Genomic DNA, 15,287 nt, shown 5'->3' with positions numbered 1-15,287 from the left:
AGGCGTCCCGTCCACGTCACATCGAGGTGCGCCATGACCACACTGAACCCCGCGGCAGCGGTCCGAACCGTCCCCACGGACGCCCCCGCCCCCAAGCCCGACGCGCCGGCCCGGCTGATCGCCGCGATGGCCCTCGCCCAGCTGGGCACGTACGTCGCGGTGCTCACCCCGGTGGTCGTGACGCTGTCCATCCGCGTCGCCGAGATCGCCCCGGACAACCGCAACTCGGCGCTGAGCTCGGTGCTGTCGGTCGGCGCGCTGCTCGCCCTGATCGGCAACCCGTTCTTCGGCGCGATGTCCGACCGCACGACCTCCCGGTTCGGCAAGCGCCGCCCGTGGCTGATCGGCGGCATCCTGCTCGGCGCGATCGGCCTGCTGATCGTCGCGACCGGCAGCAGCGTGCTGGTGCTGACCGCGGGCTGGGCGCTCGCGCAGCTCGGCATCAACGCCACACTCGCCACCGTCACCGCCCTGCTGCCCGATCAGATCCCCGCGCACCAGCGGGGCCGGGTGGGCGGCATCCTCGGCCTGATGACCTCGATCGCGATCCTGATCGGTACGGGGCTCGCGTCGCTGCTGTCCGGCAATACGTTCCTGATGTTCATGGTCCCGGCGGTGATCGGGGTGCTGTCGGTCGGCACGCTCGTGCTGATCCTCAAGGACAAGCCCGCCGTGAAGGGCGCGTTCGGCAGGTACACGGTCCACGAGTTCCTGCGGACGTTCTACATCAGCCCGCGCCGGCACCCCGACTTCGCGTGGAACGTCCTCAGCCGCTTCCTGGTCTGGATGGGCATCGCGTCGCTCACGTCGTACCAGGCGTACCTGCTGATCGACCGGTTCGGCTACACCACGGACAACGTCGCCGACGCCATCCTCGTCGCCACCGTGCTGACCACCGCCGGCATGCTGATCGGCTCGACGTTCGGCGGCTGGCTCTCCGACCGCACCGGGCGCCGCCGTCCCTTCGTGTTCGCCGCCGGCGCCGTGATCGTCGTCGCGCTGCTGATCATCGGGTTCAGCAACAGCTACGGCGTGTTCCTCTTCGCGGCGGCGGTGTTCGGTCTCGGTGAGGGCCTCTACCTCGCCGTCGACCTGGCGCTGGCCACCGATGTGCTGCCCAACCCCGACGACGCGGCCAAGGACATGGGCGTCATGAACATCGCCAACGCCCTGCCGCAGTCGCTCGTCCCGATCATCGCCGCCCCGATCCTCGCGATCGGCGCAGGCTCCGGCAGCAACTACGCCGCGCTGTTCCTGTTCGGCGCGATCGTGGCCGCTGCCGGCTCCACCCTGGTCCACTTCATCCGCGGCGTTCGCTGAAAGGTCCGGCCATGTACCCGTACGAGAATCCCGAACTGACCGTCGATCAGCGCGTCGACGACCTGCTGGACCGGCTCACCCTGGCCGAGAAGGCCGGGCTGATGTTCCACACGATGGCCGCCGTCGACCCGGACGGCACCCTGCACGAGCCGGACGGGCCCGGCGGGATGTTCCCGTCGACGTCCTGGCTGGTCACCGAGAAGCTGATCAACCACGTCAACATCCTGACGCTGCAGCCCACGGCGCCGACGCTGATCGCCGAGTGGCACAACCGCATCCAGGAGCTGGCCCGCGGCACCCGGCTCGGCATCCCGGTCACGGTGTCCACCGACCCGCGGCACGGCGTGCTCGACAACCCGGCGACCAGCGCGGCGGCCGGCGGCTTCTCGCTGTGGCCGGAGCCGATCGGGTTCGGCGCGATCAAGGACCCCGAGGTGATGCGGCGCTTCGCCGACGTCGCCCGGCGCGAATACCTCGCCGTCGGCATCCGGGTCGCGCTGCACCCGATGGCCGACCTGGCCACCGAGCCGCGCTGGGCCCGCACGAGCGGCACCCTCGGCTCCGACGCCCACGTGGTGTCCTCACTGATCAAGGCTTACGTCGAGGGCTTCCAGGGCTCTTCCCTCGGACATGACAGCGTCGCCGCGATGGTCAAACACTTCCCCGGTGCCGGGCCGCAGATGAACGGCGAGGACGCGCATTTCCCGTACGGGCGGGAGCAGGTCTACCCCGGTGGTCGGTGGGACCTGCACCTCAAGCCGTTCGAGGCGGCGTTCGCCTCCGGGGTCGCGCAGGTCATGCCCTACTACGGGATGCCGGTCGGCACCGAGTACGAGGAGGTCGGCTTCGGCTTCAACCGCGAGATCATCCAGGGCCTGCTGCGCGACCACTACGGCTTCGACGGCGTGGTCTGCACCGACTGGGGCCTGGTCACCGACGCCGACAACGTCATGGGTGCCCCGATGCCCGCCCGCGCCTGGGGCGTCGAAAGCCTCTCCCGCGTCCAGCGCGTCGAGAAGATCATCAACGCCGGCGCCGACCAGCTCGGCGGCGAACACTGCCCGGAACTGATCATCGAGCTCGTCCAGGACGGTCGCGTGTCCATCGAGAGGATCGATCTTTCGGTACGCCGTATCCTGCGCGACAAGTTCCGCCTGGGCCTGTTCGACGACCGCCGGTTCGTCGACGCCACCGCCGTCGCGGGCAGCGTCGGCACCCCCGCATTCCTCGACGCCGGCCTCGACGCCCAGCGCAAATCGGTCGTCGTCCTGCAGAACGAGTCCCTGCTCCCACTCGCCGAGGGCATCGCCGTCCACCTCGACGGCGTCGACCCCGCCGTCGCCGCCCGCTACGCCAAGGTCGTGGACACCCCGGCGGAGGCGGACGTGGCGATCGTGCGGCGCACCGCACCGTACGAGCAGCGCGGCGGCGGTTTCGAGGCGTTCTTCCACGCGGGCCGCCTCGACTGGACCACCGACGAGCTCGCCCCGGTGCTGTCCGTCGCGGCCGAGGTGCCCACCGTGGTCGACGTGATGCTCGACCGCCCGGCGGTGCTCACTGCGCTGCTCCCGGCGACCCGGGCGCTGACCGGTACGTTCGGCGCGAGCGACGAGGCCCTGCTCGACATCCTCTTCGGCCGGTTCCCCGCCACGGGCACGCTGCCGTTCGAGCTCCCGTCATCGATGGCGGCCGTCGAGGCCTCCCGCGAGGACGTCCCGAACGACACCGTGGACCCGCTCTTCGCGTACGGTCACGGCCTTTCGAACCAGTAGCTCAACGCCTCCTGGAGCCCGTCGGTCGTGTCGCCCTGCCAGGCGACATAGCCGTCGGGCCGCACCAGCATCCCCGCCGGGGCCGCCCCCGTCACCACCGTGTCCACCCGGTCGGCGAACCGCCCCGGCGTCAGGTTCCCGGCCGGATCGATCACCAGGGGGCGACCCTGCCGGGTCAGCTCCCGCAGCCCGGGAAAATCGGGGGCGAGCCGGCCGACCAGGGGACCCTCGGCCGCGCCCATGTCGTAGACCACATCCGTGCCGGCCATCAGGTCCGCGATGTGCTTGCGGGTCGACGGCATCGTCATCAGCTCACCGAACAACTCCCGCAGCGCGGTCACCTCCGCACCGGGTCCGATCAGGACGGACTGCGCCTGGGTGTGCATGGTCACCCTTTCGGCGGCCGGCCGGCGCTCCGACTCGTACGTGTCGAGCAGTCCTTCCCTGGCCTCGCCCCGCACCGCCGCCGCGAGTTTCCAGCCGAGATTGACCGCGTCCTGCAGCCCCAGGTTGAGCCCCGGCCCCCCGATCGCGGAATGCACATGCGCGGCGTCCCCGAGCAGCAGCACCCGGCCTTCGCGATACCGTTCCGCCAGCCGCGTGTTGCCCCCTTCGAGCCGGCGCATCAGATGCGGTCCCGGCCCCGCCGGCGGCCCGAGCGTCACCGGCACCCCGACCACCCGGCTCGCACTGGCCGCCAGCTCCTCGAGCGACGCCTCCGGCTTGTCAGCACGATCCCACTCAGCGGTGTTGAGCAACGGCACCTGCCCCGGCGCCCACGTGATCACCCCATGATCGGTGCGCGTGTGCTGGAACGGCGGCACCTTCCCGTACCCCTCGATGATCAGCCCGCCGTCCTCCGCGACCATCCCGTCAGGAACACTCACATGCCCCGACAACCACACCGACGTATCGGTGGTCACCCCGGGAAACCCGATCCCCGCCAGCTTCCGCACGGCACTGCGCCCACCATCAGCCCCGACCAGGTACGCGGCCTCGATCGGCTCACGGCCCCTGATGTGTACGACGACCGACTTCTCGCCCTGCTCCAGCCCCACCACCTCGTGGTCCCGCAGGATCTCGACACCGAGCTCGGCCGCCCGCCCGGTCAGCATCGCCTCGATCCGGCGCTGCGGCACCATCACCGTGAACACATCATTCTTGGGTACGCCGCGCAGGTCCAACGGGAACGCCCCGAAGATGAAACCCTCCGCCGGGGCGGGCGGGCCGTCTGCCTGCACCAGACGCTCGTAAAGGCCCCGGCGGTCCAGCACGCGGACCACCTGACCTACCAGGCCGTTCGCGCGCTGCTCGGTGGTCGGGCCGGTCAGTCGCTCCAGGACCACGGGGCGGATGCCGGCTAGGGCCAGCTCGCAGGCCAGCATCAGACCGTTCGGTCCAGCGCCGGCAATCACTACGTCAATCATGACAAAACCCCTTTCAAGGGCATGGGTCATCGGCCCGGTACGAGCCGGGCGGGCGGTTTCTGGTCGTTCGATCTGGGGACAGCAGGGCGTTGCTCGCTGATCGAGCCCACGCGTGAGCCTCACCGGTCGAGCCCGGCCGCGGGCGGTCGCGGGCGTGCCCAGCCGCGGGCGGCGGTTGCGCCTGGCCGCGGGCGGTCAGTGCGTTTTGCTGGTCGTTGCGAGTGGCCTGAGTGGATGCGGGATCGGCCCGAGATTGTGTATTTCGTGCGCGGAAGTGATTGACCGGGTTTGACAGCCGGGTCCTTGAGAAATTGCGGTATCCCGAGTTTCGGCGCAATATCTCGCCGCTACTGGCGACTTTGGTTCTGCGCTGGTCACTCTTGGTCACGCACGACCTTGTTGTGGCGGGGTCTGCAGCCCTTTGTGCTCGGGCAGGCTGCGGCGTCCTGTGGTCAGACGGGCACGCGGCGGGAGGGCGGTTACGGCGTTGAGGGTCAGGCTGGCGGCGGGAGGCCGGCTGTGGCGTCGGGGGCTCAGGTGGGCGGCGGCGCTGGGGGTCAGGTGGGCGGCGGGAGACCGGCTGCGGCTCGGGTGAAGGCTTCGGGGAGCAGGATGTCCATGCGGACCGGGGGGTCGGCGCGGAGGTAGAAGGCCACGGTGGCGGCGTTGATCGCTGTGACGGTGGCGGCGACGAGGTTCGGGTAGAAGTCGTGGTGTGCGTCGGTGCCGGTCCGTTCGGCGATCGCGGCGGCGAGCTCGGCCTCAGCGACGGCGCCGGCGCGCAGGAGCTCGCCCTGCAGGACCGGCTCGGCCATCATCAGGCGCAGGCCGACGGTCCATTGGAGCTGGTCGGGCACGGGATGCGCGAGCACCTCGGGGCCCGGCTGGAACTGGGCCATCGCCGCCGCCGTGATCGCCGTCCAGAGTGACTCCCCCGGCGGCCGGCGGCGCAGCTCGGCGGAGACCTCCAGGAACCGGTCGAGCTGCCGGGCAGCGATCGCCTCCGCCTTGCTCGAAAAATAATTGTTGAACGTACGCGGTGACACCCCCGCCGCCGCCGCGATGTCCTCCACTTTGACCTCGTCGTAACCGCGCTCCACGGTCAGCCGGATCGCCGCCCAACTCAGCGCCGCCCGCGTCGCCACCTTCTTGGATTCCCGCAGCCCCATGCCCCCACCCTACCCGAACTTGCGCGCCCCGCAAAGATGCGTGCCCCGCAATTTTTGCCCGGAACCCGGCCGCGGGGCGCTCCCGCCCGTACCCGTGGTTGGCACCCGACCTGGAGGCAACACCATGCCTGCACTTCCCGAGTCAGACCCGCAGCCCGACTGGCCCCCGGCCGACACCCCCCGCCCGGAGGAGGAACCCACGGCCGAACTCCCCGTCATCACGGCCCGAAAGCCCGGCTGGAACGGCCCCACCCTGGCCCAGGCCGCCCTCTCCATGGCCTTGACCAACCACAAATCCTCTGCCCCGGATCCCGAGGGGGCGGACCAGCCCATTGCCGGCCGGACGGCGGCGAAGGAGCGGTCAGTGGATGGGCATCCTGATGATCCCCGGGCCGGAAGACCTCCCGCCGCCAAGGACCCCGCCCCGACGGCTGCCGCGCAACCCCCATTCACCGGGGAAAACGAACCCGGCTCAGCCCACGGGGAAGGCGGACCTCAAGCGGTCGGCGAGGAAGGCAGACCTGAGGGGATCGGCGGGCAGGCCGGGCCCGAGCGAATCGGCGGGGAAACCGGGCCCGAGGCGATCGGCGGGCAACCCGGAGCTGGGACGGTTGGCGAGCACGGATCTGGGTCAGCTGACACATCACGCGGAGCCGGGTCGGTTGACGCTGCGGCCGGGGAGAGCGCTCCCCGAGCGACCGGAACGACCCGAGCGACCGGAACAACCGGAACAACCCGAGCGACCGAGACAACCCGAGCGACCGGAACAACCGGAACAACCCGAGCGACCGAGACAACCCGAGCGACGGGGACGACCGGAACGACGGGGACGACCGGGCTGGCCGGAGCGACAGGGACAGCCGAGGCGACCGGAGCGACGGGGGCGGCTGGGGGAATGGCCGGTCTTGCGATGGAACCGCCGCCTGCTGCCGGGCCGCTGATGTCGTCGGGCGCCTGGCCGTCGTGGACTGGGCCGTCATGGACTGGGCCGTCGAGGACTGGGCCGTCGATGACCGGGCCGTCGATGACCGGGCCGGCATCGCGGCTTGACGCTGCGGCCCCGACATCCGGCGGGGGCCTCGACGCGTCATCGTCGGCGCCCTGGGCCGAGTCGACAACGCTCCCCCATGCGGAAACGATAAAGCTCCCCCACGCCGAAACGAGCACACTCCCCCACGCGGAAACGACAAAGCTCCCCCACGCCGAAACGGGCACGTCAACCGCCGGGGCGGGAATGGGTGCGCCGCTCTATGCGGGGACGGGTGCGGCGTCGCATGCCGGTGGGGCTGTGGATGGCGAGGCGGCGAGGTGGGAGGCCACGCCGGTGTTCGTGAGTGGTGGGCCGACCGGCGGCAGGGCGGCCGGTGATGCGAAGGACGACTTTGGCTCCGCGGGCAGCGATGCCGCCGATCGCGACAGTACGAGGACGTTCGGGCGGATGGGGGCGGGTGGCATCAGCCCGGGGGCGCGGGACGGAGCCGGGGCATTTGACGGCGAGGGTGTCGGTGGGGGTGAGGATGCTGGGTGGATTCTGCCGGGGATGCAGCATGCAGAGGAGGGCCACGTAGCGGATCAGGGCGATGGTGTCGCCGGTGATGGGGTGCCGGGGCGGCGGTGGCTGGTCGGGGCCGGGGTTGTGGCTGTTGCGCTGGTGCTGGCCGGGGCGGCGGTTGTCGTGGTGGGGCACGGTGGGGATGGCTCCGGGGCGGACAGCAGGCAGTGGGCTCCGCCGGCCGCCGCTGGAGGTAGGCAGGGTGACGCGGGAGACCAGCAGGGAGCGGCGGGTCAGCAGAACGGCGCCGGCCAGCCGGGGGCGGGGAGCCAGGGCGGCCAGCAAAGCGGCGAGCAGGACGGGCAGCAAGCCGGCCAGCAAAGCGGCGAGCAGGACGGGCAACAAGCCGGGCAGCAGGAGAACGGCGCGGGCGGGCAGCCTGGCAATGCTGCTGGGGCGCATGTGGTGGAAGGGGTGCGCTCCGGGCGTACGGTGGCGGGATTTGATCTTGTGGATGGGGCTCGGAGCGTGACGCTTCGGACGGCTGATCTCGGGGAGGGGCTCTATCGGGTGAGTACGCCTGAGGGGCAGCCGGCTGTGCCGCTCAGTGAGGAGCGGGACGGGCGGGTTCAGGTGCGGATGGCCGGGAATGCGGACGCGGTTGACATCACGCTGAGTTCGCGGGTGCGGTGGGATCTGCGGGTCGGTGGGGGTGCGGACAGCAGCGTCATCGATCTCAGTGGCGGGCGGGTCGGTGGGGTGGAGCTCAGCGGTGGGGCCACCCGGATCAGCCTGGTGCTGCCGCCGCCGGACGGGACGTTGAACGTGCGGATGTCGGGTGGGGTCAGTCTGCTGGATGTGCGGACCGCGGCGGATGTGCCGGTCCGGGTCCGGGTGGGTCGTGGGGCGGGGCAGGTGGTGCTGGACGGGTTGACGCATTCCGGGGTGGCGGCGGGTAAGACGTTCAGTTCGCCGAGCTGGGACACCGCGGCGGATCGGGTCGATCTTGATGCGGTGGCGGGGCTGGCGGCGTTGACAGTGGCGGCCAGCGGGCTCTGAGGGCGGAATACCTCAAGAGAAGGTCAAGGGCGCCGAACAGCGGACTGTGCTGAGAATCGCGGACCGGTGGTGGGCGATCTGGCCGGTGCTGGGCCTGGCCGGCTGCCTCGTCTACCTGACGCTGCCATCGGGGGCGGTCGCGGCTGCCTTTTCGGCCGCGGTCGGCTATCTGGCCGCCGTGGTGACAATTCTCGGGGTACGCCGTAACAGGCCGGCCGATCCCCTGGCGTGGCTCGTCTTCGCGGCGGGTCACGTGTTCTGGGCGACCGGGGACATCGCGTACGCCGCGAACTCGCATCTGCTGGGCTATCAGCCGTACCCGTCGTGGGCGGACGCTTCGTACCTGTGCGCGTACCCCTTCTTCGTCTTCTCCCTGTTCCGGCTTGCCCGCGGCCGGCGGGCGGGCGTGTCCCGGCTGATCGACGCCGGGGTGAGCATCACCGGGCTGGGCCTGGTCTACTGGGTGTTCGTGATCGGGCCCATCGCCGGTGACACCTCGCTGCCGCTGCTGGGCCGGATCGCGACGATCGGTTATCCGACGGCCAGTGTGCTGATGCTCGCCGCGGTGCTGCCGCTGATCGTGCGGGCCGGGCGGCGCAGCCCGAGCGGGTGGCTGCTCGCCATGGGCTGCGTGACGGTCCTGCCGGGCAATGTCGTGTACACGCTCTTCCCCGGGTTGCTGGCCCAGTACGGCGGTCTTGTCTACGGGGCGTTCGTCTGCACGTACATCTGCTGGGCGGGTGCGGCTGTGCACTCCTCGTCGCGTACGCCCGATGCCGGCCCGGAGCGCACCGGACCCCGCAGGCTGGCGATGCCCGCGGCCGCGACGATGCTCGTGCCCGTGGTCCTGTTCGTCGAGGGTGGGCGGGCACCGGACCACGTGGACTGGCTCGCGGTCGGGATCGGCTCGACGCTGCTGGTGCTGCTGGTGATGGCACGGCTCGTCGGCTTCGTGTCGCAGGTGCAGTCGCAGGCCGTGCAGCTGGAGGATCTGGCGTTGCACGACCCGCTGACCGGGCTGCCGAACCGGCGCGTCTTCGAGGAACGGCTCGAAGTGGCGGTGGCTGCCGGGAGCTCGCAGGTCGCGATGCTCGACCTGGACGGCTTCAAGGACGTCAACGACCGGCTCGGACATGCGATCGGTGACCGGCTGCTGACCGTGGTGGCGCAGCGGTTGGCGGCCGCGCTCGGCGACGACCGCGGTCTCGTCGCGCGGATGGGTGGCGACGAGTTCGCCGTGCTGGTGAGTGACGGAATGGACGGTGTCGTCGCGCGGATCTGCGCGGCGCTGGACCGGCCGATCGAGGTCGCCGGGCACGAGCTTCTGATCGGCGCGAGCATCGGCACCGCCGACGGCACGGACACCGATGACGCGGGCGAGGTGCTGCGGCGCGCGGACGTCGCGATGTACGCGGCGAAGCACGCCGGCGTGCGGCACCGCAGTCATCAGAGCGAGCTGGACGTGGTCGCGGGTGAGCAGGCGCTGCTCGCGGCGGAGATGCGTGCCGCGCTGGACACCGGCCAGTTCCGGGTCGTCTACCAGCCCATCGTCTCGCTGCCCGACGGGCGGATCGTGTCGGTGGAGGCGCTCGTCCGGTGGGAACATCCGACGCGTGGGTTCGTCAGTCCGGTCGAGTTCATCCCGGTGGCCGAGCAGAACGGGCTGATCGTCGAGCTGGGTGCGTGGATTCTGCGTACGGCGTGTGCGCAGGCCGTCATGTGGCGTAACGAACTGGGCGAGGCGGCCCCGGAACGTATGTCTGTCAACGTTTCCGCCCGCCAGCTGGCCGAGCCGGGCTTCGCCGACGTCGTCGCCTCGGTGCTGGCGTGGACCGGTCTCGGGGCGCGGCACCTGATCGTCGAGGTGACCGAGACCGCGGTGTTCGGCGGCGGTCAGACCGTGCAGACGGTGAAGGACCTGCACGAGCTGGGCGTGAAGATCGCGCTCGACGACTTCGGCACCGGGCACTCGTCGCTGGGGCTGCTGCAGACGATCCCGGTCGACGTGCTCAAAGTGGATAAATCATTCGTGGACGGGATCACGATGGCCGGCCGGCACGCGGTCATCGCCACCGCATTGATCCAAGTCAGTAACGGTTTGGGGTTGATGGCGGTGGCCGAGGGGGTAGAGACAGCGGAACAGGCGGCGGAGCTCCACCGGCTCGGGTACCGGCTCGCGCAGGGCTACCATTTCGGCCGACCGGTGGCCGAACCGGACTTCACCGGAGCCCGGGTCGCTGTGGTGTGACACAACGGATCGGCGGTGCGTGAACGTGACGGCGCAGCTCTCCCCTATGATGCGCGCTACAACTTCACCCGAAGCCGTCCGGAGGCATGCCGTGGCATCAGTCCTTTCCCTCGTCGGCGGGCTCGTGGTCGGGGTGATCGCCGGCTGGCTCATCTGGGGCAGGAAATCCGCCCCGGCCGTTCCCGCCGGCACGTCGGCACCGGCAACGCCGCCGGCCGCCGAGCCGATCCCCGACCCGAGTCCCGCCGCCGACGCTGCCGTCTCCGACCCGGAGCCGGCCGCCGAGCCCGTCGACGAGCCCCTCGCCAAGCCTCTCAGCACGACCGAACCGGTCGCCGGGGAGCCCATCGTGGAGCCCGTCGCCGCCGGTCAGCCGGCACCGGCCCCCGTCACGGACCCGGAGCCGGCCTTCGAGCCGGAGCCGGTCGCTGTCACGGAGCCGGAGCCGGATCTGGCCTCGGAGCCGGAGCCGGTTGTCGTCGCGGAGACGGACACGGTCACCCTCGTGGAGACCGCGTCCGAGCCGATTCTGGTAGCGGAGACGGAAACCGTGTCCGTGGTGGAGACCGAGACGGAGCCGGTTCTCATCGTCGAGACCGAAACCGTCGCGATCACGGAGGCCGCGCCGGTCGCCGGATCCGCGTCGTTCGCGGAACCGGTTGCCGAGCCGGTCACCGAACCGGTCGCCGAGTCCGAGCCGGTCGCGCCCATCGCCGCGACCGAACCCGAGCCGGTTACCGAGCCCGCGCTGTTCACGGAGCCGGAACCGGAGCCGTTCGCGGAGCCCGAGCCGGTCGTGATCCCCGCCCAGGCCGCTGCCCCCGTCGCGGAGCAGACGACCGACCAGCCGCACGAGATCCTCACGCACGAGCCCGACGACCTGACGAAGATCGCCGGTATCGGCCCGAAGATGGCGATGGCCCTCGCGGCCGGCGGCATCACGACGTTCGCGGAACTCGCGGACACCGACGTGGCCACCCTGCGCACGATGATCTCGACGGCGGGCATGCGGCTCGCCCCGACCATCAACACCTGGCCGGAGCGCGCCCAGGCCCTGGTGGGCACCAAGTAACCAGCACTACCCAGAAGGCCCGGCCGTCATCGACGACCGGGCCTTCGCTTGTGCCCGGACGAGGACGGCGGTGGCTGGAGATGATCATCACTTCGTGAATCCCGCGCGTCGCCGCCATGGTGGCTCAGTTGCCAATACTGTGCAACTACACACGTTGGCCAATATGCTGCGATGGACCGTGGCGCGTTCCTGGGGAGGAATCGATGGACGACGTTCAGGCGATGCACATCGCCAACGGGATCGTGGACGGGCCGGTGTCGGCACTGTTCGCCGTCATCGCCGTGCTGGCGCTCGCGTTCTGCGTGTGGCGGGCCCGGGCCGACCTCGACGACCGGCTGGCACCGATGGCGGGGCTGGTGGCCGCGTTCATCTTCGCGGTGCAGATGCTCAACTTCCAGGTGCTGCCGGGCGTCTCGGGGCACCTGCTCGGCGGCGCGCTCGCCGTGGCCCTGGTCGGGCCGTGGGTCGGTGCGCTCTGCGTCTCCACCGTGCTGATCGTGCAGTGCCTGCTGTTCGCGGACGGCGGGCTCACCGCGCTGGGTCTGAACATCACCAACATGGCACTGATCGGTACGGCCGCCGGCTACCTGCTGGTCGCCGCGCTGATGCGGTTCCTGCCGAAGACGCCGGGCGGGGTGGGCGCGACCGCGTTCATCGCCTCGGTGGTCGGCGTGGTCGTCGCGTCGCAGGGCTTCGTCCTCGAGTACTGGCTGGGTGGCACGACCGAGCTGTCCATGACGACGATCGCCGGGACGATGGCCGGCGTACACGTGCTGATCGGCCTCGGTGAGGGTGTGATCGCCGCGACCACGGTCGCCACGGTCGCCCGGGTCCGCCCCGACCTCGTTTACGCGCTGCGCCGTTACCGCAATACCGTTCCCGCCGCAGAGATGGCTGATGCGGCATGAGCGATTGCACCGAGCTACGCCTCCCGTCACCGACGGACGGCCGTGACGGCGAGGGCCATGAGCGCATGCCAAAGGGAGGCACAGCATGAGTAAGCGACTCGGATGGTTCCTGGCCGGCGGTCTGCTGGTCGCGCTGCTGCTGGCCGGGGTGGTCAGCAACTTCGCGTCGGGCAGCCCGGACGGGCTCGACGCGACGGCCCGGCAGGGCTGCACGTTCAACGCCGACGACGAGATCACCGGCGGCACCTGCATGCTGCAGCAGGAGCAGGCGCACCAGATGGACGACAGCCCCCTCGCGGGGTACGGCATCCGGGGCATCGACAACGCCTGGCTGTCGACCGGCCTGTCCGGCGTCCTCGGGGTGCTGATCACGTTCGGGATCGGCGGCGGCGTGTTCTGGCTGGCCCGCAAGCGCAAGACCCCCGAAGAAGCGACCCGCTAGTGGGAGCCGGGCACGCCCACCCGCTGCATCTCGACCGGCCCAGCCCCGTGCACCGGCTCGCGCCGGAGGTGAAGATCCTCGCGACGCTGCTGTTCACCGTCGTGGTGGTGGCGACCCCGCGCGAGGAGCTGTGGGCGTTCGGCGGGTATGCGGTGCTGCTGGCTGCGGTTGCCGGCGCGGCGGGCGTACCCATGAAATGGCTGGCCAGGCGCGCCTCGATCGAGCTGCCGTTTGTGCTCCTGGCTGTCGCCCTGCCGTTCGCGGGGCACGGCGAGCGGGTCGGCTGGCTGGGGATGTCGCTGTCGGTGGACGGGCTCTACGGCGCGTGGAACATCGTCGCGAAGGGCACGCTCGGGGTGGTGGCGTCGCTGCTGCTGGCGGCGTCGACCACGATGCGTGACCTGATCGTGGGGCTCGACCGGCTGCGCTGCCCGGCGGTGTTCACCCAGATCGCGACGTTCATGCTGCGCTATCTCGACATCCTCGCCGACGACGCGCGGCGGATGCGGATCGCGCGGCTGTCACGGGGCTACGATCCTAGGTTCCTGTGGCAGGTCAAGGCGTTCGCGGTCAGCGTGGGATCGCTGTTCCTGCGGGCGTACGAGCGCGGCGAAAGGGTTTACCTGGCGATGGTGTCGCGTGGTTATGACGGGCGGCTGCCCCGGCCCGAGGCGGGCGGCGCGACGGCCGCCCAGTGGGCCCAGTCGGCGGTCCTCCCGGCGGCGGCCGCGGCCATCGCGATGACAGCGGTCCTGCGGTGAGCCTGTCGATCAGCGGGCTGACGTTCGCCTACCCCGACGGCAGTGTGGCGCTGCGCGGCGTCGATCTGTCCGTCGCCGAGGGTGAACGGGTGGCGCTGCTCGGCCCGAACGGCGCCGGCAAGACCACCCTGGTGCTGCACCTCAACGGCATCCTGCACGGCGGCGCGGGCAGCGTCGACGTCGGCGGGTTGCGGGTCGACGGCCGGGACCGGGCCCGGCTGAGCGAGATCCGCCGCCGGGTCGGGATCGTCTTCCAGGACCCCGACGACCAGCTCTTCATGCCGACGGTCGCGGAGGACGTGGCTTTCGGCCCGGCCAATCTCGGCGTACGCGGTGCCGAGCTCACCGCCCGCGTCGACGAGGCCCTCGAAGCGGTCGGCATGGCCGCGCACCGCGATCAGGTGCCCCATCACCTGTCGTTCGGCCAGCGCCGGCGCGTCGCGGTGGCCACGGTGCTGGCGATGCGGCCCGACCTGCTGGTCCTCGACGAACCCTCGTCCAATCTGGACCCCGCGAGCCGGCGCGAGCTCGCCGAGATCCTGCAGACGCTGCCCGTGACCGTGCTGATGGTCACGCACGACCTGCCGTACGCGATGCAGCTGTGCTCGCGCTCGGTGATCCTCGACGGCGGCCGGATCGTCGCCGACGGCCCCACCCCCGAGATCCTGGCGGACGAGGCCCTCCTGCACGCGCACCGCCTGGAGCTCCCTTTCGGATTCCACCCCGTACGCCCTTAACGGCGCGCGACGATGGCGTCGTACCACGCGTTGGCGATTCTGCGGTAGCCCTCGTTCGTCGGGTGGACCTGGTCGCTGAGATCCGCCGCGGTCATCACGGCGTGCTGGTCGACGTAGACCACGCCGTAGTGGCCGGCCACCAGCGCGGGCAGCCGCGCGTTGAAGGCGTCGATGCGGGCGTTCACCGCCGGGACGGAGCTGCAGACCAGCGACGACACATAGACGGTCACGCCCGGGTCGGCGGCCACGATGTGATCGGCGAGCGCGACCAGGCGGTCGGGGGCGGTCGCCGACCGGTAGTCCTGGATCATGTCGTTGGTGCCGAGGTGCATGACCACGATGTCGGGGTGATACGTGGCCAGCCAGCCGTCGGCGCGGGCCGCGATCTGGTCGATGCGCCAGCCCGGATGCCCCTCGTGGTCGGGGTCCGGGGCGGTGCCGGAGTGCTGCGAGCCGACGAAGTCGACGCTGAGGCCGGCCTCGCGGGTGAGCCGCTCATGGAGGACACCGCGGTAGCCGTTGCCGTCCGTCGAGCCGTACCCATGGGTGATCGACGCCCCGAGGGGCAGGAGCACCACCGGCTCGGAGGCTGAGGCGGGGGTCATCCCCGCGGCAACCGCCACCACACCGAGCAACCCTGCCGCCACCCATCGCCCTGTTCGCACGGTGTTCTTTCTAGCGCCCCTGCGCAACCAGCCGGGAGAGAGGCGTACCACTAAATACTTGGCCAGCCACACAGGTGTCTAGCCACATAAGTGGTGTGGCAGGCTGAGGAGTCAACGTGAGAGCAATCGTGTTTGACCGATGCGGCGGCCCGGACGTGCTGCACGAGGCAAATGTGGAGGTCCCGCAGCCCGGCCCAGGCCAGGTGCACGGCAAC

General features: G+C 70.8%; 13 protein-coding genes. 9 read left to right on the top strand and 4 right to left on the bottom strand.

Annotated elements, in window-relative coordinates:
* Positions 1-33: 33 nt before the first annotated feature.
* Together Ahu01nite_RS04885 and Ahu01nite_RS04880 are read left to right on the top strand one after the other, a co-directional pair.
* Complete coding sequence (locus Ahu01nite_RS04885) at positions 34-1,320, top strand: MFS transporter (protein WP_203835172.1); 1,287 nt, start codon at positions 34-36, stop codon at positions 1,318-1,320.
* Between the two features lie 11 nt (positions 1,321-1,331).
* Complete coding sequence (locus Ahu01nite_RS04880) at positions 1,332-3,092, top strand: glycoside hydrolase family 3 protein (RefSeq protein ID WP_203835171.1); 1,761 nt, start codon at positions 1,332-1,334, stop codon at positions 3,090-3,092.
* Here Ahu01nite_RS04880 and Ahu01nite_RS04875 read toward each other — a convergent pair.
* From Ahu01nite_RS04875 to Ahu01nite_RS04865, 3 genes are all read right to left on the bottom strand, one after another.
* Complete coding sequence (locus Ahu01nite_RS04875) at positions 3,071-4,519, bottom strand: FAD-dependent monooxygenase (RefSeq protein WP_203835170.1); 1,449 nt, start codon at positions 4,517-4,519, stop codon at positions 3,071-3,073. The two genes, Ahu01nite_RS04880 and Ahu01nite_RS04875, sit on opposite strands and share 22 nt — an antisense overlap.
* Before the next feature lie 557 nt (positions 4,520-5,076).
* Positions 5,077-5,688: a TetR/AcrR family transcriptional regulator gene (locus Ahu01nite_RS04870; RefSeq protein ID WP_203835169.1), complete on the bottom strand. Its 612-nt coding sequence runs from the start codon at positions 5,686-5,688 to the stop codon at positions 5,077-5,079.
* 1,216 nt (positions 5,689-6,904) lie between these two features.
* The gene (locus tag Ahu01nite_RS04865; protein WP_203835168.1) at positions 6,905-7,642 is read right to left on the bottom strand and encodes a hypothetical protein; all 738 of its coding nucleotides are present in this window, start codon (positions 7,640-7,642) and stop codon (positions 6,905-6,907) included.
* Between the two features lie 66 nt (positions 7,643-7,708).
* Between Ahu01nite_RS04865 and Ahu01nite_RS04860 the strand changes: the two genes are divergently transcribed.
* The 7 genes from Ahu01nite_RS04860 (at position 7,709) to Ahu01nite_RS04830 (ending at position 14,407) form a co-directional block, all read left to right on the top strand.
* Positions 7,709-8,239 (top strand): hypothetical protein, encoded by a 531-nt coding sequence (locus Ahu01nite_RS04860; RefSeq protein ID WP_203835167.1) that lies wholly within the window; start codon positions 7,709-7,711, stop codon positions 8,237-8,239.
* Positions 8,240-8,285: 46 nt separating this feature from the next.
* Positions 8,286-10,487 (top strand): putative bifunctional diguanylate cyclase/phosphodiesterase, encoded by a 2,202-nt coding sequence (locus Ahu01nite_RS04855; protein WP_239158618.1) that lies wholly within the window; start codon positions 8,286-8,288, stop codon positions 10,485-10,487.
* A gap of 91 nt (positions 10,488-10,578) precedes the next feature.
* Entirely contained in the window at positions 10,579-11,559 is a 981-nt protein-coding gene (locus tag Ahu01nite_RS04850; protein ID WP_203835166.1) for a helix-hairpin-helix domain-containing protein, read from the top strand.
* 203 nt (positions 11,560-11,762) lie between these two features.
* A complete protein-coding gene (locus Ahu01nite_RS04845) occupies positions 11,763-12,467 on the top strand; it encodes an energy-coupling factor ABC transporter permease (RefSeq protein ID WP_203835165.1) in 705 nt (234 codons plus the stop codon).
* Between the two features lie 85 nt (positions 12,468-12,552).
* Entirely contained in the window at positions 12,553-12,909 is a 357-nt protein-coding gene (locus Ahu01nite_RS04840; RefSeq protein WP_203835164.1) for a PDGLE domain-containing protein, read from the top strand.
* Positions 12,909-13,670, top strand: a complete 762-nt coding sequence (cbiQ, locus tag Ahu01nite_RS04835) for a cobalt ECF transporter T component CbiQ (RefSeq protein WP_203835163.1) — start codon at positions 12,909-12,911, stop codon at positions 13,668-13,670. Before Ahu01nite_RS04840 ends, cbiQ begins: the two co-directional genes overlap by 1 nt.
* Complete coding sequence (locus tag Ahu01nite_RS04830; RefSeq protein ID WP_203835162.1) at positions 13,667-14,407, top strand: energy-coupling factor ABC transporter ATP-binding protein; 741 nt, start codon at positions 13,667-13,669, stop codon at positions 14,405-14,407. The genes cbiQ and Ahu01nite_RS04830 overlap by 4 nt, the downstream gene beginning before the upstream one ends.
* On the opposite strand, the gene Ahu01nite_RS04825 is transcribed toward Ahu01nite_RS04830, so the two are convergent.
* The gene (locus Ahu01nite_RS04825) at positions 14,404-15,072 is read right to left on the bottom strand and encodes an SGNH/GDSL hydrolase family protein (protein ID WP_203835161.1); all 669 of its coding nucleotides are present in this window, start codon (positions 15,070-15,072) and stop codon (positions 14,404-14,406) included. The genes Ahu01nite_RS04830 and Ahu01nite_RS04825 overlap by 4 nt on opposite strands.
* Positions 15,073-15,287 lie beyond the last annotated feature (215 nt).

This window comes from Winogradskya humida, from assembly GCF_016862215.1.
Lineage (GTDB): Bacteria > Actinomycetota > Actinomycetes > Mycobacteriales > Micromonosporaceae > Actinoplanes > Actinoplanes humidus.
The sequence above is the reverse complement of the archived record's forward strand: the minus strand, read 5'-3'. Positions and strand labels throughout refer to the sequence as shown.